The sequence below is a fragment of the Pseudoalteromonas sp. P1-9 genome (genome assembly GCF_001399975.1).
Lineage (GTDB): Bacteria > Pseudomonadota > Gammaproteobacteria > Enterobacterales > Alteromonadaceae > Pseudoalteromonas.
Genome location: NZ_LKBD01000003.1, coordinates 166,898 through 187,480, shown reverse-complemented (window position 1 = coordinate 187,480; position 20,583 = coordinate 166,898). Strand labels below are relative to the sequence as shown.

Below are 20,583 nucleotides of genomic sequence, written 5' to 3'. Positions count from 1 at the left end.
GTGTAGAGAGTAAATTCCGTCTTTGATAAACTACAAAAATTGCTCATCAAATAATTTTCTAAATGCTGTATTTAGGTTGCCCACAGTGGTCCAGTAATCACTGGAAAGGTCGTGTGTTCACACGCCACTGTAAAAACAGTGAAATGCTTTCGCAATATGCCCAAATTTTTAATACTGTGGAGGGCAATACCAGCTTTTACGCCGACCCTACGCCAACAGCAATTAATAACTGGTATCAAAGCACTGCTGATGAATTTCGCTTTACCTTTAAAATACCGAAACGTATTTCGCATCAAATGGCGCTAGAAGGCATAAATCAAGACCTCAAAGATTGGCTCACCTTATTTGACCCATTACTGCCAAAAATAGGTTCTGTAATGCTGCAGTTGCCCAAATCATGTTCGCCCGCTTACATGCCGCGAATTGAGCAATTTATTCAAATTTGGCCGAAGCACATTCCATTATCCATTGAAGTAAGACACCTTGACTTTTTCCAAAAAGACGACAATGAAAAGCGTTTTAATCAGCTACTCATGCGTCACAATGTTGACCGCATTATAATGGATACCCGAGCACTTTTTTCTGAGCCTGCAAATACAGATGCGATTATCGATGCGCAAAATAAAAAACCACGCGTGCCTGTCAATGTTATCGCAACCGGAGAAAAGCCGATTATCCGTTTTGTTGGCTGTTCAACATTAAAAAATAATCATGCCTTTTATGCGCCTTGGGTCAAAAAAATAAAACAATGGCAAAGTGAAGGTAAAACACCGTATGTATTTTTTCATACTGCCGACAACCACGACTCAGCCCAACTTGCGCGCCAGTTTTGCCAAGATGGTGGCTTTAACCATAATGTGTTAGCGCCTTTTCCTGCGCAAACAGAAGCAAAACAAAACGACTTATTTTAGGTATGTATGTCAGCAATCGATAACACCTCACCGTACATGAACTACTTTAACGGTTACCCTGAGCCAATAAAAGCGCAGGTTAACACCCTGATAAGCTCAGGTAAGTTAATTCAGTACTTTAAGAAAAAATACCCAAGCGGCCATCAATATAATTCTGAAAAAACGCTTTATGAATATACCAACACGCTAAAACAACAGTTTTTGAAAAATGCCGCAAAATTGAACTCGGTAAGGTATGAAAAGCGAAAAGACTTGGTGCTCAATGCACTTGGTACGCATACCTTTAAACGACACGCACACGGTAAAAAACTTAAAGCTCAGCACCATATCGCGGTGGCAAATCAATTAAAATATGCCCCTTTAGAAGTATTAAAAGCGTTAGTCGTTCATGAACTCGCACATTTTAAAGAAAAAGACCATAACAAAAGCTTTTACAACTTATGCTGCCACATGCAAGCAAACTATTTTGAATGTGAATTGGATCTGCGCTTATTTATGGTGTTGTGTGAAAAAGGAGAGAACTTTTACTCTCCTTAACAGGGGTGCTTTAAAAATTATTTAAAGCTAGCGATTTGATCGCGCACAGCATTTACGGTTTTGTGCGCGTATGATTGGCCTGTTACGCCATACGGGTAACTACCAAGGCTCCAATTTGGGTTAGAAAAGTAGTCATACTGTGTTGCACTGCCAAACACATGAGGATACGCCATAATTGAAGCAAATACATTTTGTACACCATGACCCATGCCATCAACATACACGCCACCACGCGTATCACCTTGCTTACGTGAGTGCGCTAATCCCATATTGTGGCCAAGTTCATGAACAAAGGTCGTAGCACCACAATCTACCGCTGTAATGCTATACATTAGATCACTTGACGAATTGTATAAGCGACCGTTGCTGCCTTGGCCAACCCACGCAATACCGCATGAAATTAAACCCGAATTATCACCAACGGCTTGACTAGTACCCAGTAATGCAACCATATCTGCACGTGTTTGGTTACGGTAATTTTGAATGCTTGAACTGTTTGTTAATGAACGTAGCATACCTTCTGTTGGCTGTGCGCTTACATTACCAATACTTGAAGAGCCTACTAAGCGTAGCGTAATGTTATTGCCATTTTGGCTATACACCTGATTTGAAAACGAGATTAACTGGTTAATTTTAGTGTTAATGTTGCCCGTTTTACGTGCTGCTTCATCTGTGTATAACACTGCAATATCAATGGTTGCTGCATAAGCGTTAGACGCAAGTAAGGCTGCCGCTACTGCAGCCGATTTTACCATTTTCTTCATTTTGATTTCCCTTTTAGATTGGCTTATTTGCCATTATCGACCACCGACATGGGGTCATGATTATGTGATGACGTGTGGTCATCGCTATCACCTTGGTTTGGCATATGCTCAACATGATTTTTATAAAGATCACGTTTAGCGGCTATCCAACCATGCTGATTTTTAGATTCAAATGCATAGTTACCTGACGGTACCGTAAATTGGCCATAAAGCGCGTCACTGCCAACCGTCAGTACGGTATTATGAAAACGCCCATCGCCACCCACCACTAAGGCATGAACACTTTTATCCCCATTGGGGAAAACCGTTACCTTAGTGACTTCCGCTGAAAATTCTTCAGCCGTTTGTGGTATTGCCATATCAAACGTATTGCCCTCTTCAAGCGCCCGTAACGCGTCGAGATCAAATTCAACATAGTGCTCACCGTTTAAATCAGAAGGAATAAGCCCAGCATCGGCTAAATAGTGTTTTGCTTCTGGTGACGATTTTATGATATTGCTGTAATGACTTTTTGTTTGCTCAGGCATGTCGGCGCCTTGTGGCTTTGCTGGCTGAACTGTGATTTCTATTTCATCCGTGGTAACGTCTTTTCCTGCCCCTAAAGTGCCAGCGGCGAGCACTAATTCGCTAGGCTGTTCTGTGGCAACAACCACAGACTCAACTTGCTGAGCAGGCTGCGTGTGCTCATCAGATATTCCGTATAAATAGGCTGCACCCACAACGAGAGACACTAGGATTAAAATCACGACTTTAATTTTCATAACTTACTTTTGAATTTATCTATTTTAGGTACAAAATATTAAAGAAATGACCAATAAACAACCACCTGTTAACAGTTGTTTACTAAGTTTGTTATGAGGAACAATGATTTAGCTGCAGATACAAAAAAGGCCTCACGAATGAGGCCTTAATAAAATGGTAAAAGGTGTTACAACCCAAGGTCTGCCATAAAGTCGTCATCAATATCATCGTTTGCCGATGATTTTACTTCTGTCTTCTTTTTTGTTGGCTTTGCTTTTTCGTTGGCAATAATATCGTCTGGATCAACGGCTTCAGCAATATCAAAATCATGCAGTTTGATAAACTCGGTTTTATCCATTGCGAGTTCTAGGTAAAAGATATTTTGATCTTCTGTGGTAAACGTGACGCGGCGTGCTTGCGGTCTATCCATGGTGGTATCAACAGAGATTTGAACTTGCTTATTAATTGCCATCATTTTTGGCTGGTTCTGCGTAATGGATGTATGTAATTGCTCACGTACCTTATTGGTAAAATCACCGACAACTTGGTTCATAAGTTCACCAAGCACATTTGACACGTCGTCTGATAAGTGGCTCTTAGCAATCTCACTTTCTGGCATACCCATATTACGCATATAGTCGCCATAAATTTCCATCGCAGCTTGCGCCGTGAAGTTTTTCACAACAAGACCAGTAAAGCCACCGTCAAACAGCACAAAGCAGCCGATATCGGGACGCATACAGGTGCGTGTTATTTTCTGCACCATGGCAGAATAGGCGATTTTATTGTTGGTTGCCGCCGACAGCACTTCGGTTACGGATTTACATAAGGTCGCTAAAATATCTTCGGTACTGATTGTATTATTTTTTCTCATTCTTACTCTGCCTAGGGTCTGTTGATCTTTGCTGTTCTATTTTTGTTCTCTTTGAGCGTGCTTTTATCGCGGCGCTCGATGTGTGGCCTAGCAATCTAAGCGAATATCGAGCAACAATGAGAAAAGTGCGCTCAAAAGAACCGTTCGGCAACGCTTGATTGGGTTTTCTACTGTGTTATCGGCTGACTTACATAGAACAACTATACTACGCAGCCTCTGCCTTGTATAAAACCCAATCAAACTGCTGCAAAAACGAACTTAAAAGGTCAACAGACCCTAGAACTGCAACTATATTGAGTATAGACAGCAAACTACACCTAATTAACAAAAGAGAAAACTAAATTTTACTAAAAACATCAAAATTTTAATTAATGATTGTATGAAGGCACTGACTAATGACAAGAAAAAACGTAAAATATGCCGATTAAAAGCTTGAGAGATCACGCAAGTGAGTAAAGACAATATTTACGCAAACCAACAAGCGGTTAAAGATTTTACCTTTGATGAACGCGTTGTTGAGGTATTTCCAGATATGATCCAGCGCTCTGTGCCTGGCTACGCAACCATTGTAAGCACAATGGGCAAGCTTGCGGGACAATATGCGCAAAACAATTCCAATTTATATGATTTAGGCAGCTCGCTTGGCGCGGTAACGCTGAGCATGCGCCGTAATATCGACAAGCAAAACTGCCAAATTATCGCGGTTGATAATTCTGCGGCAATGGTTGAACGCTGTAAACTTCACCTTGAGGGCTTCCGTTCTGATGTACCAGTCACTGTTGAATTAGCCGACATCAACGAAATTGAAATAAGCAATGCATCTGTGGTGGCACTCAACTTTACGTTGCAGTTTATTCCGCAGCCTCAGCGTTTTGCCTTGTTAGAAAAAATCTACCAAGGCTTAAAACCCGGTGGCGTGTTACTACTGAGTGAAAAAGTGAAAGGTGAAAATACCTTAGTGGATGATTTGCTGATTGACCTTCACCACGATTTTAAACGTGCAAACGGTTACTCAGAGCTTGAAATAAGTCAAAAGCGCAGCGCAATTGAAAATGTAATGCGCCCGGAAACACTCAATGCACATTTTGAGCGCCTATCAGAGATCGGCTTTCAACATACCCAAGTGTGGTATCAGTGTTTTAACTTCTGCTCAATGATTGCAATTAAATAATAGGTTTAGAAATGAATAACTGGTTTACTGACTTTTACGCAGCAATTGCAAAATCACCATTAAGTCCTTGGTTAGAAACACTGCCAGCGCAGCTCAGCCACTGGCAACGCGAAGCGCAACATGGCGATTGGCCTAAATGGGAAAAAGTTCTTAAAAATTTACCTGAGTCAAATACCAAGCACATTAACATTCAAGATAAAGTAGAGTTTGGCGACGCATCTGAGCTAAGCGAAGGACATACAAAACAGCTTGAGCATTTGCTAAAGCGCATGATGCCTTGGCGTAAAGGCCCCTTTACCATTCATGGCTTGCATATTGATACTGAATGGCGCAGTGACTGGAAATGGGATCGTCTATTACCGCATATCTCAGATTTAACCAATCGTACAGTACTGGATATTGGGTGTGGTTCGGGGTATCACCTATGGCGTATGCGCGGTGCAGGTGCAGAGTTTGTTGTGGGTATTGACCCATCAGATCTGTTTTTAAGCCAATTCCAAGCGATTAAACACTTTAATCCAGACCCTAATGTGCATCTTTTACCGTTAGGCGTAGAGCAATTACCTGAACTAAAAGCGTTTGATATGGTATTTTCGATGGGTGTGTTATATCACCGTCGCTCACCGATTGATTTCTTGTCACAACTAAGAGCACAGTTACGCCCTGGTGGTGAGTTAGTGCTTGAAACCTTAGTGGTTGAAGGTGATGTAAATAGCGTATTAATGCCAACTGACCGATACGCAAAAATGCGTAATGTTTGGTATATCCCAAGTACCGCAGCATTAACCTTGTGGTTAGAGCGCGTTGGTTTTAAAAATATACGTGTGGTAGACAACGACCAAACCTCACTTGAAGAACAGCGTAAAACCGATTGGATGACCACAGAGTCACTCGCGGATTTCCTTGATCCAAACGATGTAAATAAAACCATCGAGGGCTACCCTGCTCCGCTTCGTGCCATCTTAATTGCCGAAGCCTAAGCGCCCTCACACTCTAAGTTACTCTCAAGCAAGCGATTATTTGTTTGCTTGAGAGCCACACCCTACACTTCTTTAAACTTCTTGGACAAATGTCCTCATCCAGTTGCAATAAATGTGGTAGCAACGCGTGAAATCAGGTAAAATGCGCGCAATTTTTTATGCAACCCACATGCAACCGTTAAGGAATTTCCGTGAGCGAACAGAAACAATCTTTAAGCTATAAAGATGCAGGCGTAGATATCGACGCTGGTAACGCATTAGTTGAACGTATCAAAGGCGTAGTTAAAAAAACTCGTCGTCCAGAAGTGATGGGCGGCATTGGTGGTTTTGGCGCACTTTGTGAACTACCAACTGGCTACAAAGAACCAGTACTTGTTGCAGGTACCGACGGTGTTGGTACTAAATTACGTTTAGCAATTGACCTTAAAAAGCACGATACCGTTGGTATCGACTTAGTTGCTATGTGTGTAAACGATTTAATCGTTCAAGGTGCTGAGCCTCTATTTTTCTTAGATTACTACGCAACTGGTAAACTAGACGTTGATGTTGCTGCTGACGTAGTAACGGGCATTGGTAAAGGTTGTGAGCTTTCTGGCTGTGCTCTTATCGGTGGTGAAACTGCTGAAATGCCTGGCATGTACGAAGGTGACGACTACGATATGGCAGGTTTCTGCACAGGTGTTGTTGAGAAATCAAAAATTATCGACGGCACTAAAGTAGCTGCAGGCGACCAGCTAATTGCCCTTGCATCAAGCGGCCCACACTCAAACGGTTATTCATTAATCCGTAAAGTACTTGAAGTGTCTGGTGCTGATACAAACGCTGAGTTTGAAGGCAAAACATTAGGCGAGCACCTAATGGAACCTACACGCATTTACGTTAAATCAATTTTAGAACTACTAAAAGATGTTGACGTTCACGCGCTATCACACATCACAGGCGGTGGTTTCTGGGAAAACATTCCACGTGTATTACCTGAGTCTGCAAAAGCAGTTGTTAAAGGTGATAGCTGGCAGTGGCCTGCTGTTTTCAATTGGTTACAAGAAAACGGTAACATTGAAACACACGAAATGTACCGCACATTTAACTGTGGCGTTGGTATGATTTTAGTCGTTCCTGCAGATAAACTTGAGCAAAGCTTAGAAATCTTAAAAGCGCAAGGCGAAGATGCATGGCATATTGGTGAAATCCAAGCTGCTAACGCGGGCGAAGAGCAAGTAGAAATTATCTAATGACTAGCAAAATCGTCGTTTTAATTTCTGGTAGCGGCTCTAACCTTCAAGCCATTATTGATGCGGTTAAAGCAGGTCAAATTAATGGTGAGATCTGTGCGGTTATTTCTAACCGCCCAGACGCTTATGGCCTTACCCGCGCTGAAAATGCCGGCATCGAAACGCTTGTGCTTGACCATAAAGCATTTGATAGCCGTGAAGACTATGATGCAGCGTTAATGGATAAAATTGACGCTTTTGGTCCAGATCTAGTTGTATTAGCTGGTTTTATGCGTATCCTAACTCCAAGCTTAGTGCAAAATTATTTAGGAAGAATGTTGAACATTCATCCATCTTTGTTGCCTAAGTACCAGGGTCTGAATACCCACCAAAGAGCATTGGACGCAAAAGACAAAGAGCATGGAGTTAGCGTACACTTCGTTACCGAAGAGTTAGACGGCGGTCCTGTTGTTTTGCAGGCCAAAGTTGCTATTGAGTCGGACGATACAGCGCAAACGTTAGCCCAACGTGTTCACCAACAAGAGCACATTATTTATCCTTTGGTGGTTCAGTGGTTCTGTGAAAAACGACTAACAATGGAAACAGATAATGCAGTTCTTGATGGCCAAGTTCTTCCAAAGCAAGGCGCTACAATCTAAATTTCTGATGGGTGCGGTTCTTACCAGCGCCCTTTTCTCGCCATTTATTTCGGCAACACCAACACAACTTCATTCATATCAAGCTGAATACGATATTCTGCGTCAAGGTGAACGTCATGGCAGTGCATTTCGTCGCCTAAATGTATCAGAGCAAGGCTGTGAGCTAAGTTATAAAAGCGATATCAAATGGATGATTTTCAATGATAAACGCTCCGAACACGCCGAATTTCATTGCACGAATGGTGATATAAAGCCGCTAAGCTATGTGATGGAACGTACCGGAACGGGTCCTGATCGCAAGTACACATTAAATTTCAATCACGACAAAAAACAAGTGATGTCTAATCGCTCAAAGTACCCGCTTGAAATTAACTGGGAAACTGGCGTGCAAGATTTAATGACTTATCAAGCGAAAATGCGCTTGGATTTAATGGCAGGGAAAAAAGTATTTGATTACCCTATCGTCGATAAAAAGGGGAAAGCTCGCCATTATAAGTTTGAGATATTAGGCACAGAGACCATTACACTGCCTTATGGTAATGTCGAAACAATCAAAGCCAAGCGCGTTTACAACAGCGATAAACGCCAAGCCTTAGCATGGTTTGCGCCAAGCATGGATTACCTGTTGGTACGTATGTGGAAAGGTGAAAAAGGCGTTGAGCAGTTTGATGTGCAACTAAAGAGTTACCAAGTAATAAAATAACTTAAATCAATTTAATACCGTAAAAAGCAGCGAACATTCGCTGCTTTTTTAATTCATTTATTTCGATAGAAAAACGACGCAGTGAATAACGTGTTTTCATCGACAAAATGAGTTATCAATAGATACTATACTGGCACGCCTAGCTTAAATAATACAAACTCACCACCGCTCATTTTGTGCCACGATTCATTATTGGTAAGTGGCCTGGTTGCGATAACCGTCACGATGTCATTTGGTGTGGTTTCTGTTTTAAAATCAACAATCATATCTGCATCGATTAAACGCGCTTCGCCAAACGGTGCTTTACGGGTGATCCAATGTAAATTGTTTGAGCACACCGCTAATACGTATACACCATCACTGAGTAGCATGTTAAACACGCCTTTTTCTTGCAGCTGAATTGCTAATTTTGCGGCATAACGAAAAACCGGCTTCATGTCACTTGGCTTTTTCGGGTATTTTTTACGAATTTCATCTAAAATCCAGCAAAACGCCAACTCACTGTCAGTATTGCCCACAGGCTTATAAAAATCGGGCTTTAAATCTTGATAATTCGAAAGTTGTCCATTGTGTGCATAGGTGATCTCTCTGCCCCATAGCTCACGCGTAAAGGGGTGCGTATTTTCAAGGCACACACGACCGCGATTGCCCTGACGGATATGACTTATTACCGAGCAGCTTTTAATTGGATACGCTTTTACTAATTTGGCAATCTCAGACGTGCAACTTGGTTCAGAGTCTTTAAAAGTACGACATCCTTTACCTTCATAAAAAGTAATGCCCCAACCATCTTTATGCGGCCCTGTATTACCGCCACGCTCTAATAAACCTGAAAAGCTAAAACAAATATCCGTTGGCACATTCGCTGACATGCCGAGCAATTCACACATTGCACAACCCCATAATAAATTTAGTTAATTCTAACCATAATCTAAACTGAGTTAAAGTAATCTAAAGGCTATCTATTAGAGATTATCGAGTACTTTTTGTTGTTGTTTTGCGCGAATTTCAAGTTGCTTTTTAGCAAGCTCAGCATCTCTTTTGAGCGTATTTACGCGCTCGAAATAACTTTTATCGGTATCTTTGTGTTTGCGTGTATGATTACCTGGCAACTGTGCCTCTGGCCATTCAGCTTTTTCGGCAGGTAGCACCGTAAGCTCAGGTAATTCGGCTTGCTTAGCGCCTTCTATTGGCATATCTGAATAATGTGTAACGCCTTTTTCATCAACCCACATATACACATTCACCTGCTTTTCCTGCGTAGTGCTGATGTTTGGCAATTCAATGTCATTAGGAATAATTGTTTTAACACGCTTTACTGAATCCAGTAGATCATTTACAGAGAATACAGTTTCGCCGTTTGGTAGTTTAATAACAAACAGCCCAATAATTGCTATTGCTAATAGCGTAAATACATAATAACTAAATCGTTTCATCTTCAAGCTCTCGGTATTCAAGCATTGCTTTATTATCAAGAAATAGAAAACCAGCCCACGTAAACAAACTCGTGACCAAAGCAATTAATACTGTTGACGCTTCTCTTGGCAGTGAAAGTAGAACAAAGTATGCAGGTATAGATAACAAACAAAATACTGAAACTTCGCTAATTTTTAATATTTTTGAGAGAAACCAAATGGCAGCAGCTAAAATTACCGCGCCAAACAACATACCAAACGCATAAGACATCAAACCATTTGCGTGCATATAATTTCCTAATGGCAAATCAGTATAGCCAAGAACAAAAGCCACTATTAGCAAAATACTTGCGATACCAATAAATAAGCTAAGCGCATATTTAATTGAAATGAACGCAAATGAATTAATCTTGTCATGGATGACCGAAAGCATGTTAATTCCTTTTAAACACAAATAGATAAGTTTACAGACGAAATACTAACAATTACTTTATGAAAGACATAGCTATTTCATGTGGTTAGCTATAATTAATAGACTGCTTGAGTGCACATTTGTACGCTCAAAAAACCAATAATTTGTCTTGAATCTCTTGTACTGAAAAGCTAATCTTAAAGAGAATCTGGTCAGACCTCTTACAAGGATAATAACTATGACTGCTTTATTCGTACTCGGCTTGCTTGGTTGCTTAGCGATTGCTAGCTACCACAGAGCAAACTGGCATACCCATTTAACCGTTGCCGCTGCGGTATTGGTGATTGGCTCATTTATGGGCGCTTTTGCTATGATCAGCTGGCTAATTTTCTTAGCAATTGCAATTCCACTATCGGTGACAAGTATTCGTCGCCAATACATTGTTGAGCCTATTTTCAAAGCATTTAAAAAAGTGACGCCAAGCATGAGCGACACAGAAAAATCAGCGATTGATGCAGGTACAACATGGTGGGAAGCAGACCTATTTTGCGGTAACCCAAACTGGAAAAAAATGCACCAGTACCCAGTTCCGCGTTTAACTGCCGAAGAACAGGCATTTATCGATGGCCCAGTAGAAGAAGTATGCGCCATGTTAGATGACTGGGAAGCAACCCATGAACTAACCGACCTACCGCAAGATGTTTGGCAATATCTAAAAGATAATAAATTCTTTGCCATGATCATCAAAAAGCAATATGGCGGTCTAGAATTCTCTGCATTTGCACAATCGTGTGTGCTGCAAAAACTAACTTCTAAATCAACGCTATTATCGTCTATCGTTGGTGTACCTAATTCATTAGGTCCAGGTGAGCTATTACAACACTATGGAACTAAAGAACAAAAAGACCACTACTTACCAGGTCTTGCTAAAGGCGATGAAATTCCATGTTTTGCACTTACTTCACCAGAAGCAGGTTCTGACGCGAGCTCAATTCCTGATTTTGGTATTGTGTGTAAAGGTGAATGGAACGGTGAAGAAGTGTTAGGTATGCGCCTAACGTGGAACAAGCGTTATATTACGCTAGCGCCAGTTGCAACTGTGCTTGGTCTTGCATTTAAACTACGTGACCCTGATGGATTACTAGGTGATAAAGAAGATTTAGGCATTACTTGTGCCCTTATTCCAACAAATACAGCTGGCGTTAAAATTGGTCGCCGTCACTTCCCACTTAACGTACCGTTCCAAAATGGTCCGACGCAAGGCGAAGAGGTATTTGTACCAATTGATTACATCATCGGTGGCGCCAAAATGGCTGGTCAAGGCTGGCGTATGCTGGTTGAGTGTTTATCAGTTGGTCGTGCAATTACACTGCCTTCAAACTCAGCAGGTGGTATTAAGGCGCTAGCAATCGCAAGTGGTGCTTACAGCCGTATTCGTCGTCAGTTCCGTTTACCAATTGGTAAAATGGAGGGTATCGAAGAGCCATTAGCAAAACTTGGTGGTTATGCTTACAGCTCAGATGCTGCGGTTTCTATGTCGACAGGTGCAGTTGATTTAGGTGAAAAACCATCAGTAATCTCTGCTATTTTAAAATATCACCTAACAGAGCAAATGCGTGATTCAACCAAACACGCTATGGATATTCACGGCGGTAAAGGCATTTGTTTAGGTCCAAATAACTACCTAGGTCGTGGTTATCAAGGTGCACCAATTGCCATTACTGTAGAAGGTGCGAACATTCTAACGCGTAATATGATTATCTATGGTCAAGGCGCTATTCGTTGTCATCCGTTTGTGTTATCTGAGCTTGAAGCATGTAACATTGAAGACAAAGAAGCAGCACTTGCACAGTTTGATAAATCACTTATGGGCCACATTGGCTTTACCATTTCGAACTTTGCTCGTACTGCGTGGCTTGCCCTAACAGGCGCACGCTTTACTAAAACACCATACGATGATGAAACGGCATTATTTTACCGTACTGCAACACGTTACAGTGCATCGCTTGCGCTAATGTCTGATATTTGTATGGCGGTATTTGGTGGTTCACTGAAGCGTAAAGAGCGTATTTCAGCACGTTTAGGTGACTTACTAAGCTACCTATATCTAGTGTCAGCAACACTTAAACGTTACAACGATGAAGGTCGTCGTAAAGAAGACTTCGCACTTGTTCAGTGGAGCTGTCAAGATCACTTATACCTTTGCCAGCGCGCACTTGCTGATCTTATCAACAACATGCCGTTTGCACCGCTTCGTGGTTTCTTAAAGCTAGTACTGTTCCCTTGGGGTCGTCCAATTCGTAAACCAACAGACGAATTAGAGCAAAAAGTAGCACGTTTACTGCAAACACCAAGCGAAACGCGCGACCGTTTAGCACATAATATTTATGTTACTGACGAGCCACTAAACTTAATTGGTCGTCAAGAACAAACACTTAAAGACATTCTGGCTGTAGAACCTATCTTCGACAAAGTATGTCGCGCCAAAGGCGATAAGCTACCATTCTTTGCCCTTGATAAAGTGGCAGAGATGGGACTTGAACTTGGTGCAATTACAAGTGATGAAGCTGAGCAATTAAAAGCTGCTGAAGTTGGCCGTTTACAAGTTATCAATGTAGATGATTTTGACCCTGCTGACTTACTGGCAGGCAAAGCAGCCCACTCTGTTAAAAAGGTAAAAGCTGCTTAAGCATTGCTTAACAATTTGATTCTGTTATAAACTAAGCCAGCATTTGCTGGCTTTTTATGCCTGCTGAAAATAATAATGAAAGGAATCAGAGTGAAAAAAATTGTATTCACAATAGCTTCTGTTTTCGCCTTATGTATTTTTTATATTTTATTTGGCGCTAATGAAGCGCAACCCGAATTTTCAATACAGATAGTGTCAAAAAGTAAAAAAAACACTGAAAATAGATTCTTTCAAAATAATGATCAGAATGTTTCCCAATTCCCCAAGAAAGAATTAATAAATTCCCGCACTGAAGCTAAAAAAGAATCTCATACAAAAGATCATAAGATTGCTACATGTGACAAAGAGCCCAACTTCGATATATATTGGTATTTTGCAACAAAGTACAAAGCAGAGATTAATATCTTCGATGAAAATTATTTTAGCAAGTTACTTAAAGACAATGCTGTAACATTAGAAAGTAAAACCACTGAAGCGCTCTATTCTTTAGCTAGAAACCCTAAATTAACTGGTCCGTTACTTTCCCTGCATCAAGCTTTCCCTAATAACAAACTAATTGCTTATCACGTGTTAGTTGCGTGCAAAAATCAAAAATGTGATGAAAAACTTATTACAAACGCACTTTATACTGACAGACATAATGGTGCGAGCTGGCTCGCGTACGCGAATCTAATTCACAATGAAACTTCACCTGAAGACACAATTAATGCACTCATAAATGCAGCTAATGCACCAACTTACACAGAATATTGGTCAGAAAGCTTTACCCTAGTTGAAGAAACCTTTAATCAATTAGGAATTAATACTGATTACTCTCCTATCCTTGCCATACCTATTTCTTCAGCATTCCCCCTTCCTAGTTTTCAAGTAATTAATAAAATTTGTCAGGATGCACAGTCAAACGACATTAAATTAATTGATGCCTGTATTAATCTAGGTAAACAACTTGAGCAAAGCCAAAGTACACTTATTTCTGCTGCAATTGGCATCGGTTTGCAAAGAAATATCTATGAAAAATTAGGTGATGAAAATGCACTTAGTTTTTTAAAAGAAAAGTCGCAAGAGTTTAATTTGCAGCTTCAGCAAGGAGCCAAAGCTTCACAACTAGTGTTACGAAATAAACAACAAGCTCTTGCCTATTTTGAATATTTAAAAAATAGCAGTGAAGTCGAAACAAATACCTATATTATCCACCAAGCAATAGCGCTTAGTGATCAACCACACTTAGATCCTTGTGAAATTAACTGGTGACTGAATCTAGCTTCCATTTCAAAATGTTATTCTTGTGTTAGGAAACTTTTTAATACACCCAATAGTTAATCGTTATCATTAAGCCATTAATCACAAACCAACCAAGGGCATAGTGGGTTGGTTTATACTTAGCAACCGCAATTGTTAACGCCGCAGCGACGGCAAAAACAATTAAGCTTTGCAAACTCACTACAATCAATTGCAAACTCATTAAACCTAGAACTGCCAAGCTCATAGGCACAACATATTGGCCATAAATTAACGTATTTGCATTGCGTAAGCTGTTTAACCACAATTTGTACTGCAATACGCATTCGTTTTGATTAAGTTGCTGACTTGAAGCAATATAAACGATAAACGGCGATATAAAACAATGAACAAAAAAGCCTAAATCTGGCCGTTGTAAATTAAGTACATTTGCAAATACCCATAAGGCAAGTAACATTAATACACGCCACCAAATTTCGGCAAAAGCATGGCTATGATAGCTAACCCAAAAACCGAGGTTAAACTTCGTCAGCCGTTTGAAAGCTAAGCTATTTGGCCAAAACGCAACGCCAACCAACAGTGCAATATAACTGGTTAACAACGAAAATAAGCTTAAATCAAATAACACTGGCAACAGAATGACCGTAATTACATATAACTTTATTCGTGTAGGTTTGAGGGTGGCAACAAATCCACTGCCGAGCACACAAATGCAAAACAATACAAAATGAAGGCCTTGTTGCCATTTGCTCAAGTCTAACGATAACAACAAAGGCACACTCAGTAAAAATACCAAATTACCGGCTAAAGCTAACGTGTAATCACATAGCACACGCATTCCTTTGCTGGCAAATGAGCGTTGATAAAGGCGGTGTTTTACATCAAGCGCACCTTTACTCAATGCGACACTGAGTTCACTTTGCATAACGATTAATGCAACCGATAATAAAATACTTAAGTCTGGGTCTTGCGTCATAACTTTGCCAAGCGCAAGGTAAATGAGCAGAATAAGTGCAGGAAAAGCGGTATACATAAACAGCGCTAAAATAACGCCTAATTGCTTTAATTGACCCAATTGTTCAGCAATGAAATGATGAAAAGCCGTTATGCGATATTCGAAAAATGAAAAATTACGCACTTATCAACGCCTGTACTTCAAATCCTGATTGTAAAAATGGCTCAGGCTCATGACTTGTTAAAATAACTTGGCCTTGAAACTCGTCAATACACGCCAGCAGCACAGGCACACTTTTGTGCTCAAGTGCCGCTGTGGGCTCATCCAATAGCAACACTGAGGCTTTGCGCATAAGCGCATTTATCAGTTGAAGCTTTTTAAGGTTACCACTTGAAAGGTTAATCACTTTAGTGTGTAAAAAGTCATTAAAGCCAAAGCGCTTAACCAAGCTTTCAAGATTGTCACACTCTTGATGCATAAGCGTTAAATCTAATACTTGTTTAGCCGTTAAAAACTCTGGAAAGATAATTTTATCACTCGCTAAAGCGACATTCGTTTGTAAAAACCGAGCATTGGCGCTTTGCTGTTGCAGTAAAATCTCGCCTTGTTGAAATGATTCCAACCCTGCAAGCATGGCTAATAGGGTTGATTTACCAAGGCCATTTGGTCCGGTAATTAAGACACGCTGAGAAGTAAATTGGCAGGTATAATCTGAAAACACAACTTTATCAAAATAAAGTTTGGTTAAACTGCGTATTTGAAACAAACGACCTTCCCTTTCATCTTGAATGCGTTTTGGTGTGCACATTTTGCTTATTTATGCACTTATAGTCAAAGACTTATGATTGGCTATACTATAAACTACCAGAAAATATCACAGTAATCAGAGGCAATACACCAATGAAAAAACATGGCTTTACACTTATTGAACTGATCATTGTGATTGTTATTTTAGGCCTGCTTGCAGTCGTTGCAGCACCTAAATTCTTAAACTTGCAGCAAGCGTCACGCATTAGTGTGTTAGAAGCAACAGCCGCTTCAATGAAAACCACTGCAGAGCAAGTTCGCGCGAAAGCGTTAGTGCAAGATGTTAAAAATGGGAATGTTCAGCTCGATGAACTTGGCATTAGTGTACTGGTGTACAACGGCTATGTTGAAGGTTACTGGAATGGCGCTTGGCGTTACATTTTAAACATTGGCAAAGAAATTCCATTTACATCAGCAAGCGCTGTATGCACGGCAAATAGTTTATGCGGCGTGGGTAGGCAACAAACTGCACCTGGCTTTCCTCTTGCTACAAACGGTGCACAAGGGCTTATTTTAATTTGGCCAGAAGGATTACGCCTTAGTGACGAATGCTATGCTTTTTATTACAACCAAGAAGATGGTACAACGCCAAACACAGGGGTTGTCACAACTGGGTGTTAGAAGCCAACAATTTGTTGGCTTACAGTAAGAAAATCAGTTTTTTTCGTTGCCGAAGCACTGTTTTAAACTAAACAGCATACCTTTTTTCAAACCATCGACATAAAAACTCGTGCGCAGCGTGCCCTCTGCATTTTCACCACGCATAATACCACCAGCGGTATACTTAACATTGCCTTTTACCTTTTGGCATAGCTCACGTTCTTTCACTTGGTAGCCGACAGCAAATCACCAAGGCCACATTGCTGCCATCAACCCGACAACAATTACCCCTGATATAACAACCTTTTTCATTACTTTCTTTCCAAAAAATTTTGCCATAGCGTAAAAGTAGAATGCTGAATATTGGATTAATTAATCACAAAGTATTGCGGTAAGTAGTTGTGAGATACTGAATTTATCTCAAGAATAAGTCAGAAATTTAAGCGCGATATAAAAAAGAGTAGTACTAACCGAATTGAACTATGAAATGTATTTTATAGTAAAATGAAAGTTTAAATTACTGAATTTGATGGATAAAAGATAAAAGCGTAGAGCTTATCGTCATAAAGAAAAAGGGGAATATAAAATGGCGGAGTGGACGGGACTCGAACCCGCGACCCCCGGCGTGACAGGCCGGTATTCTAACCAACTGAACTACCACTCCGCATCGGGGAGAAATTTGCTAATGGCGGAGTGGACGGGACTCGAACCCGCGACCCCCGGCGTGACAGGCCGGTATTCTAACCAACTGAACTACCACTCCGCTGAGCAAATTTTTAAATGATATAAGATGGCGGAGTGGACGGGACTCGAACCCGCGACCCCCGGCGTGACAGGCCGGTATTCTAACCAACTGAACTACCACTCCGCAGCGTATATCATTTTAAATTGTTTTATTCCTAATGGCGGAGTGGACGGGACTCGAACCCGCGACCCCCGGCGTGACAGGCCGGTATTCTAACCAACTGAACTACCACTCCGCGAAGGAATAACGGCTACTCTTTAAATTAATGGCGGAGTGGACGGGACTCGAACCCGCGACCCCCGGCGTGACAGGCCGGTATTCTAACCAACTGAACTACCACTCCTAAAGAGTAACATTTGAAATAATTGGCGGAGTGGACGGGACTCGAACCCGCGACCCCCGGCGTGACAGGCCGGTATTCTAACCAACTGAACTACCACTCCGCATCATTTCAAACCTGTTAAGATTCACTTTCGATTTGACTCTCAGTGCTCCTTGACAGCGGCGTGAATAATACGAATCACCCCTTTAAGAGTCAATAGTTTTTTTGCTTTTTTCTCGCTTTTTTACTCATCTGGCAACGAAAGGTTCAAAATTTCATCTGAACTGTCTGATTTCTGCTCAGAACCCGCTACTTTTTGTTCTTCTTGGCCTTTTTTGTTTTTCTTCAATTTACTCATCAAGCCACCTAATAACGGTTTTTTCTGAATAAATACACGGATCACAATAAAGCCAATAAAGATAATAAGCACATTACCCACCACTGCCCAGATGATAATTTGCTCAACATCGAGTTCTGGCTCTGGTGGCAGTTCAGGCTCTTGGTTTATTTCAAGTAGAATAGGTGCAGGTTGTTCTGGTACAGCTTCAATCGGTTTATCAATTTCAAACTCTTGCTTATCGATTTTAGCAACAAACTCACGACCATTAACGTTACTGCCAAATAGCGTTAACTCAACCTCATACACACCCCAATCGTAATTTATTAAGGTTAATTCACGCACCGCTTTATCTTGGGCTTCAAGATTAAAAGCTTGCGTCTCGCCATTAGGGTAAAAAATTGTACCTTGATAAATGAGTGATTCGGGCTGTACTTTCTCGGTATTCACATTAAGCGTAAGCTGATGGTGCTCTTCGCCCTCACCCGCTTCGCTAAATTCAAAGGTAATAGGAGCGTTTTCGATAATAATGGGATCTTTTACCAAACTGCGTCTTAATATTGGCGTTCGTACTTCGTATTCAGGCTGCCATTCACCAGAGGCAAAATTAAGCGCAAACTCACCGGTAAATACACCATCGCCCGGTCTTTCATCATAGCCTTTGCCATCATCCAATAGTTCTGCAATAGGCACCAGCTTTGCGCCAAAATTAAGGTAATCCTTATTATTCGTGCTAACAAAATCGACATTTAACGTCACTAAATCACGAAACAGCCCTTCTTCAATAGGTTTGCCGCCATTCGTTAAGCGACCCGTTACCTTAATGGTTTCGCCTTTAAATAATAGTGGTGGCAGCGGATCTACATGTAATTCAATATCACTTAAGATCATTAATTTACTGTCGGGTAGGATTTTTCCTATGGCTTGCCATGGACCTGGCATTGGCTTTTTAATTTTTATAATGTCGTAGGTTTCGTCATCAAACCATTCAATATTCATATCACCCAGCGAGGTAGTCGCATAAATTTTACTACCATCGGGTCTGACAAGAATAACTGCTGGTGTACCTTTTTGACGAAAGAAGAGTAACGTGATTTCATCAACTTGATAGTCGATGCGAAAACGGTTGTCGAAAATCTTAAGTTCATTTTGTTCGCTATTGCGTTGAATTACGTCTAATTCAGTCTGCTGCGCAAAGCTATTCGAAATCAAAAATAAACTAAAAAACCCTAACAACCATTTTTTCATTATGCGTCCTCAGTAAGCCAAAGGCAGTGGCCACCTTTATCATTAACTAAATTTAAGCGTTCTAAGTGTGCCGCTTGTTCTTCGTTATCGGCAAATACGACGTTTAGTCGAGGTCTATCTGGCGAAAGTCGGCGAATACCTTTACTGTTATCACCACTTTGCCCTTCTTTATTGGCAAGGTTAAGGCTTACTTGACCACCTGTCATGCCTAAATACACATCAGCCAATATCTCTGAATCGAGTAAAGCGCCGTGCAGTGTACGTTTTGAGTTATCTATATCGTAGCGGCGACATAAGGCGTCGAGGTTATTTTTTTGCCCCGGGTGTAAATCACGCGCCATCGCAAGGGTATCGAGTACTTGGCAAACGTCGTGGGTTTTGGGGTAATTTTGTCTAAGCAGCGCAAATTCATGATCCATAAAGCCAACGTCGAACGCTGCATTATGAATGACCAGCTCACCACCTTTAATGTAATCTAAAAACTCTGCCGCAACATCGCGAAACTTAGGTTTGCCCGCAAGAAAGTCGCGTGTAATACCATGTACAAAAATCGCCTCGTCTTCAATATCTCGCTCTGGATCAATGTAAACGTGAAAGTTATTTCCGGTGAGCCTACGGTTTACTAATTCAACACAGCCGATTTCAATAATGCGGTGCCCTTGCTTAGGGTCGATACCCGTTGTTTCAGTATCCAGTACTATTTGCCTGTGAGCCATATCGCCAAATCACAAATTTTGTTATGTTAATAACTTCATTCTACATAATTTAAAGGCAAACTGTGCAAAAAAACGTAGAGATTTTTACTGATGGATCATGTCTGGGCAACCCAGGTCCAGGAGGCTATGGCACCCTACTTCGCTACAAAGGTCATGAAAAAGAGTTGAGTCAAGGTTATACCTTAACTACAAATAATCGCATGGAATTGCTCGCAGCGATTATTGGCTTAGAGTCATTAAAAGAGCCCTGTCAGGTTATTCTCACTACCGATAGTCAATATGTGAAGCAAGGTATTGAATCTTGGCTTGCCAACTGGAAAAAGCGCGGCTGGAAAACCGCCAGCAAGCAAGATGTAAAAAATAAAGATCTATGGCAACGCCTTGATGCTGCCAATTCAAAGCACCACGTTGAGTGGCGCTGGGTGAAAGGCCATGCGGGTCACGCGGAAAATGAACGCGTTGACGACTTAGCCAGAGAGGCCGCAGAAAGTAGCGACTTGCTTGAAGATACTGGATTCGTAGCACAAAGCTAGATCTCTTTATTACT

The 20,583-nt window shown here is 41.1% G+C and carries 22 protein-coding genes and 6 tRNA genes; 11 read left to right on the top strand and 17 right to left on the bottom strand.

The annotated features are described in order from the left end of the window. Window positions 1–62: 62 nt before the first annotated feature. Together AN214_RS03410 and AN214_RS03405 are read left to right on the top strand one after the other, a co-directional pair. Window positions 63–911 carry a DUF72 domain-containing protein gene (locus AN214_RS03410; protein ID WP_082428473.1) on the top strand — a complete coding sequence of 283 codons (849 nt, stop codon included), beginning with the start codon at window positions 63–65 and terminating at the stop codon, window positions 909–911. 6 nt (window positions 912–917) lie between these two features. Further along, window positions 918–1,448 (top strand): M48 family metallopeptidase, encoded by a 531-nt coding sequence (locus tag AN214_RS03405; protein ID WP_082428472.1) that lies wholly within the window; start codon window positions 918–920, stop codon window positions 1,446–1,448. A gap of 17 nt (window positions 1,449–1,465) precedes the next feature. Here the strand turns inward: AN214_RS03405 and AN214_RS03400 are convergent, their stop codons facing one another. From AN214_RS03400 to AN214_RS03390, 3 genes are all read right to left on the bottom strand, one after another. Next, on the bottom strand, window positions 1,466–2,212 hold the full coding sequence (locus AN214_RS03400; RefSeq protein WP_054978426.1) for a zinc-dependent metalloprotease family protein: 747 nt from the start codon (window positions 2,210–2,212) through the stop codon (window positions 1,466–1,468). A gap of 23 nt (window positions 2,213–2,235) precedes the next feature. After that, entirely contained in the window at window positions 2,236–2,973 is a 738-nt protein-coding gene (locus AN214_RS03395; protein WP_054978425.1) for a hypothetical protein, read from the bottom strand. A 167-nt stretch (window positions 2,974–3,140) separates the two neighbouring features. Continuing rightward, window positions 3,141–3,827, bottom strand: coding sequence for a DUF3334 family protein (locus tag AN214_RS03390; RefSeq protein ID WP_054978424.1), 687 nt, complete (start codon window positions 3,825–3,827; stop codon window positions 3,141–3,143). A 448-nt stretch (window positions 3,828–4,275) separates the two neighbouring features. On the opposite strand from AN214_RS03390, the gene cmoA reads away from it, so the two are divergent. From cmoA to AN214_RS03365, 5 genes are all read left to right on the top strand, one after another. After that, entirely contained in the window at window positions 4,276–4,998 is a 723-nt protein-coding gene (gene cmoA / locus AN214_RS03385) for a carboxy-S-adenosyl-L-methionine synthase CmoA (RefSeq protein WP_054978423.1), read from the top strand. Window positions 4,999–5,009: 11 nt separating this feature from the next. After that, on the top strand, window positions 5,010–5,978 hold the full coding sequence (cmoB, locus tag AN214_RS03380) for a tRNA 5-methoxyuridine(34)/uridine 5-oxyacetic acid(34) synthase CmoB (RefSeq protein ID WP_054978422.1): 969 nt from the start codon (window positions 5,010–5,012) through the stop codon (window positions 5,976–5,978). 191 nt (window positions 5,979–6,169) lie between these two features. Next, a complete protein-coding gene (purM, locus tag AN214_RS03375; RefSeq protein WP_054978421.1) occupies window positions 6,170–7,210 on the top strand; it encodes a phosphoribosylformylglycinamidine cyclo-ligase in 1,041 nt (346 codons plus the stop codon). Continuing rightward, window positions 7,210–7,848 carry a phosphoribosylglycinamide formyltransferase gene (purN, locus tag AN214_RS03370; RefSeq protein WP_054978420.1) on the top strand — a complete coding sequence of 213 codons (639 nt, stop codon included), beginning with the start codon at window positions 7,210–7,212 and terminating at the stop codon, window positions 7,846–7,848. The genes purM and purN overlap by 1 nt, the downstream gene beginning before the upstream one ends. Next, the gene (locus AN214_RS03365; RefSeq protein WP_235576702.1) at window positions 7,799–8,551 is read left to right on the top strand and encodes a DUF3108 domain-containing protein; all 753 of its coding nucleotides are present in this window, start codon (window positions 7,799–7,801) and stop codon (window positions 8,549–8,551) included. Before purN ends, AN214_RS03365 begins: the two co-directional genes overlap by 50 nt. Window positions 8,552–8,676: 125 nt before the next feature. On the opposite strand, the gene AN214_RS03360 is transcribed toward AN214_RS03365, so the two are convergent. The 3 genes from AN214_RS03360 to AN214_RS03350 all read right to left on the bottom strand — a co-directional run bounded on the left by AN214_RS03360 (window position 8,677) and on the right by AN214_RS03350 (window position 10,399). Next, complete coding sequence (locus AN214_RS03360) at window positions 8,677–9,441, bottom strand: class II glutamine amidotransferase (protein ID WP_054978418.1); 765 nt, start codon at window positions 9,439–9,441, stop codon at window positions 8,677–8,679. 75 nt (window positions 9,442–9,516) lie between these two features. Then, entirely contained in the window at window positions 9,517–9,987 is a 471-nt protein-coding gene (locus AN214_RS03355) for a DUF4124 domain-containing protein (RefSeq protein WP_054978417.1), read from the bottom strand. Beyond that, on the bottom strand, window positions 9,974–10,399 hold the full coding sequence (locus AN214_RS03350) for a hypothetical protein (protein ID WP_054978416.1): 426 nt from the start codon (window positions 10,397–10,399) through the stop codon (window positions 9,974–9,976). Before AN214_RS03350 ends, AN214_RS03355 begins: the two co-directional genes overlap by 14 nt. A gap of 217 nt (window positions 10,400–10,616) precedes the next feature. Here AN214_RS03350 and fadE point away from each other — a divergent pair, with 217 nt between their 5' ends. Together fadE and AN214_RS03340 are read left to right on the top strand one after the other, a co-directional pair. Continuing rightward, the gene (gene fadE, locus AN214_RS03345; protein ID WP_054978415.1) at window positions 10,617–13,067 is read left to right on the top strand and encodes an acyl-CoA dehydrogenase FadE; all 2,451 of its coding nucleotides are present in this window, start codon (window positions 10,617–10,619) and stop codon (window positions 13,065–13,067) included. Window positions 13,068–13,157: 90 nt separating this feature from the next. Then, a complete protein-coding gene (locus tag AN214_RS03340; protein ID WP_054978414.1) occupies window positions 13,158–14,318 on the top strand; it encodes a hypothetical protein in 1,161 nt (386 codons plus the stop codon). 49 nt (window positions 14,319–14,367) lie between these two features. Here the strand turns inward: AN214_RS03340 and AN214_RS03335 are convergent, their stop codons facing one another. After that, window positions 14,368–15,444, bottom strand: coding sequence for a DUF6136 family protein (locus AN214_RS03335; RefSeq protein ID WP_054978413.1), 1,077 nt, complete (start codon window positions 15,442–15,444; stop codon window positions 14,368–14,370). Continuing rightward, window positions 15,437–16,069, bottom strand: coding sequence for an ATP-binding cassette domain-containing protein (locus AN214_RS03330; RefSeq protein ID WP_054978412.1), 633 nt, complete (start codon window positions 16,067–16,069; stop codon window positions 15,437–15,439). Before AN214_RS03330 ends, AN214_RS03335 begins: the two co-directional genes overlap by 8 nt. Before the next feature lie 92 nt (window positions 16,070–16,161). Between AN214_RS03330 and AN214_RS23250 the strand changes: the two genes are divergently transcribed. Continuing rightward, window positions 16,162–16,689 carry a prepilin-type N-terminal cleavage/methylation domain-containing protein gene (locus tag AN214_RS23250; protein WP_054978411.1) on the top strand — a complete coding sequence of 176 codons (528 nt, stop codon included), beginning with the start codon at window positions 16,162–16,164 and terminating at the stop codon, window positions 16,687–16,689. 33 nt (window positions 16,690–16,722) lie between these two features. Here the strand turns inward: AN214_RS23250 and AN214_RS22655 are convergent, their stop codons facing one another. The 9 genes from AN214_RS22655 to dnaQ form a co-directional block, all read right to left on the bottom strand. Continuing rightward, entirely contained in the window at window positions 16,723–16,896 is a 174-nt protein-coding gene (locus AN214_RS22655) for a hypothetical protein (protein ID WP_161805656.1), read from the bottom strand. Between the two features lie 359 nt (window positions 16,897–17,255). Further along, window positions 17,256–17,332: transfer RNA gene (locus tag AN214_RS03320), tRNA-Asp, on the bottom strand. 22 nt (window positions 17,333–17,354) lie between these two features. Continuing rightward, a tRNA-Asp gene (locus AN214_RS03315) sits at window positions 17,355–17,431 on the bottom strand. 28 nt (window positions 17,432–17,459) lie between these two features. Further along, window positions 17,460–17,536 (bottom strand) — tRNA-Asp (locus AN214_RS03310). Window positions 17,537–17,571: 35 nt separating this feature from the next. Continuing rightward, window positions 17,572–17,648 (bottom strand) — tRNA-Asp (locus AN214_RS03305). Window positions 17,649–17,679: 31 nt separating this feature from the next. Continuing rightward, a tRNA-Asp gene (locus AN214_RS03300) sits at window positions 17,680–17,756 on the bottom strand. 23 nt (window positions 17,757–17,779) lie between these two features. Next, window positions 17,780–17,856: transfer RNA gene (locus AN214_RS03295), tRNA-Asp, on the bottom strand. Between the two features lie 123 nt (window positions 17,857–17,979). Then, a complete protein-coding gene (locus tag AN214_RS03290; protein ID WP_054978410.1) occupies window positions 17,980–19,320 on the bottom strand; it encodes a TIGR03503 family protein in 1,341 nt (446 codons plus the stop codon). Continuing rightward, window positions 19,320–20,036, bottom strand: coding sequence for a DNA polymerase III subunit epsilon (dnaQ, locus tag AN214_RS03285; RefSeq protein ID WP_010560467.1), 717 nt, complete (start codon window positions 20,034–20,036; stop codon window positions 19,320–19,322). Before dnaQ ends, AN214_RS03290 begins: the two co-directional genes overlap by 1 nt. A gap of 62 nt (window positions 20,037–20,098) precedes the next feature. Between dnaQ and rnhA the strand changes: the two genes are divergently transcribed. After that, window positions 20,099–20,569: a ribonuclease HI gene (gene rnhA / locus AN214_RS03280; protein WP_010560468.1), complete on the top strand. Its 471-nt coding sequence runs from the start codon at window positions 20,099–20,101 to the stop codon at window positions 20,567–20,569. Window positions 20,570–20,583: the final 14 nt, after the last annotated feature.

Coding starts and splice junctions, on each gene's coding strand:
- AN214_RS03410 (WP_082428473.1), top strand. CDS start 63: ATGCTGTATTTAGGTTGCCCACAGTGGTCCAGTAATCACTGGAAAGGT.
- AN214_RS03405 (WP_082428472.1), top strand. CDS start 918: ATGTCAGCAATCGATAACACCTCACCGTACATGAACTACTTTAACGGT.
- AN214_RS03400 (WP_054978426.1), bottom strand. CDS start 2,212: ATGAAGAAAATGGTAAAATCGGCTGCAGTAGCGGCAGCCTTACTTGCG.
- AN214_RS03395 (WP_054978425.1), bottom strand. CDS start 2,973: ATGAAAATTAAAGTCGTGATTTTAATCCTAGTGTCTCTCGTTGTGGGT.
- AN214_RS03390 (WP_054978424.1), bottom strand. CDS start 3,827: ATGAGAAAAAATAATACAATCAGTACCGAAGATATTTTAGCGACCTTA.
- cmoB (WP_054978422.1), top strand. CDS start 5,010: ATGAATAACTGGTTTACTGACTTTTACGCAGCAATTGCAAAATCACCA.
- purN (WP_054978420.1), top strand. CDS start 7,210: ATGACTAGCAAAATCGTCGTTTTAATTTCTGGTAGCGGCTCTAACCTT.
- AN214_RS03365 (WP_235576702.1), top strand. CDS start 7,799: ATGCAGTTCTTGATGGCCAAGTTCTTCCAAAGCAAGGCGCTACAATCT.
- AN214_RS03360 (WP_054978418.1), bottom strand. CDS start 9,441: ATGTGTGAATTGCTCGGCATGTCAGCGAATGTGCCAACGGATATTTGT.
- AN214_RS03355 (WP_054978417.1), bottom strand. CDS start 9,987: ATGAAACGATTTAGTTATTATGTATTTACGCTATTAGCAATAGCAATT.
- AN214_RS03350 (WP_054978416.1), bottom strand. CDS start 10,399: ATGCTTTCGGTCATCCATGACAAGATTAATTCATTTGCGTTCATTTCA.
- fadE (WP_054978415.1), top strand. CDS start 10,617: ATGACTGCTTTATTCGTACTCGGCTTGCTTGGTTGCTTAGCGATTGCT.
- AN214_RS03330 (WP_054978412.1), bottom strand. CDS start 16,069: ATGTGCACACCAAAACGCATTCAAGATGAAAGGGAAGGTCGTTTGTTT.
- AN214_RS23250 (WP_054978411.1), top strand. CDS start 16,162: ATGAAAAAACATGGCTTTACACTTATTGAACTGATCATTGTGATTGTT.
- AN214_RS03290 (WP_054978410.1), bottom strand. CDS start 19,320: ATGAAAAAATGGTTGTTAGGGTTTTTTAGTTTATTTTTGATTTCGAAT.
- dnaQ (WP_010560467.1), bottom strand. CDS start 20,036: ATGGCTCACAGGCAAATAGTACTGGATACTGAAACAACGGGTATCGAC.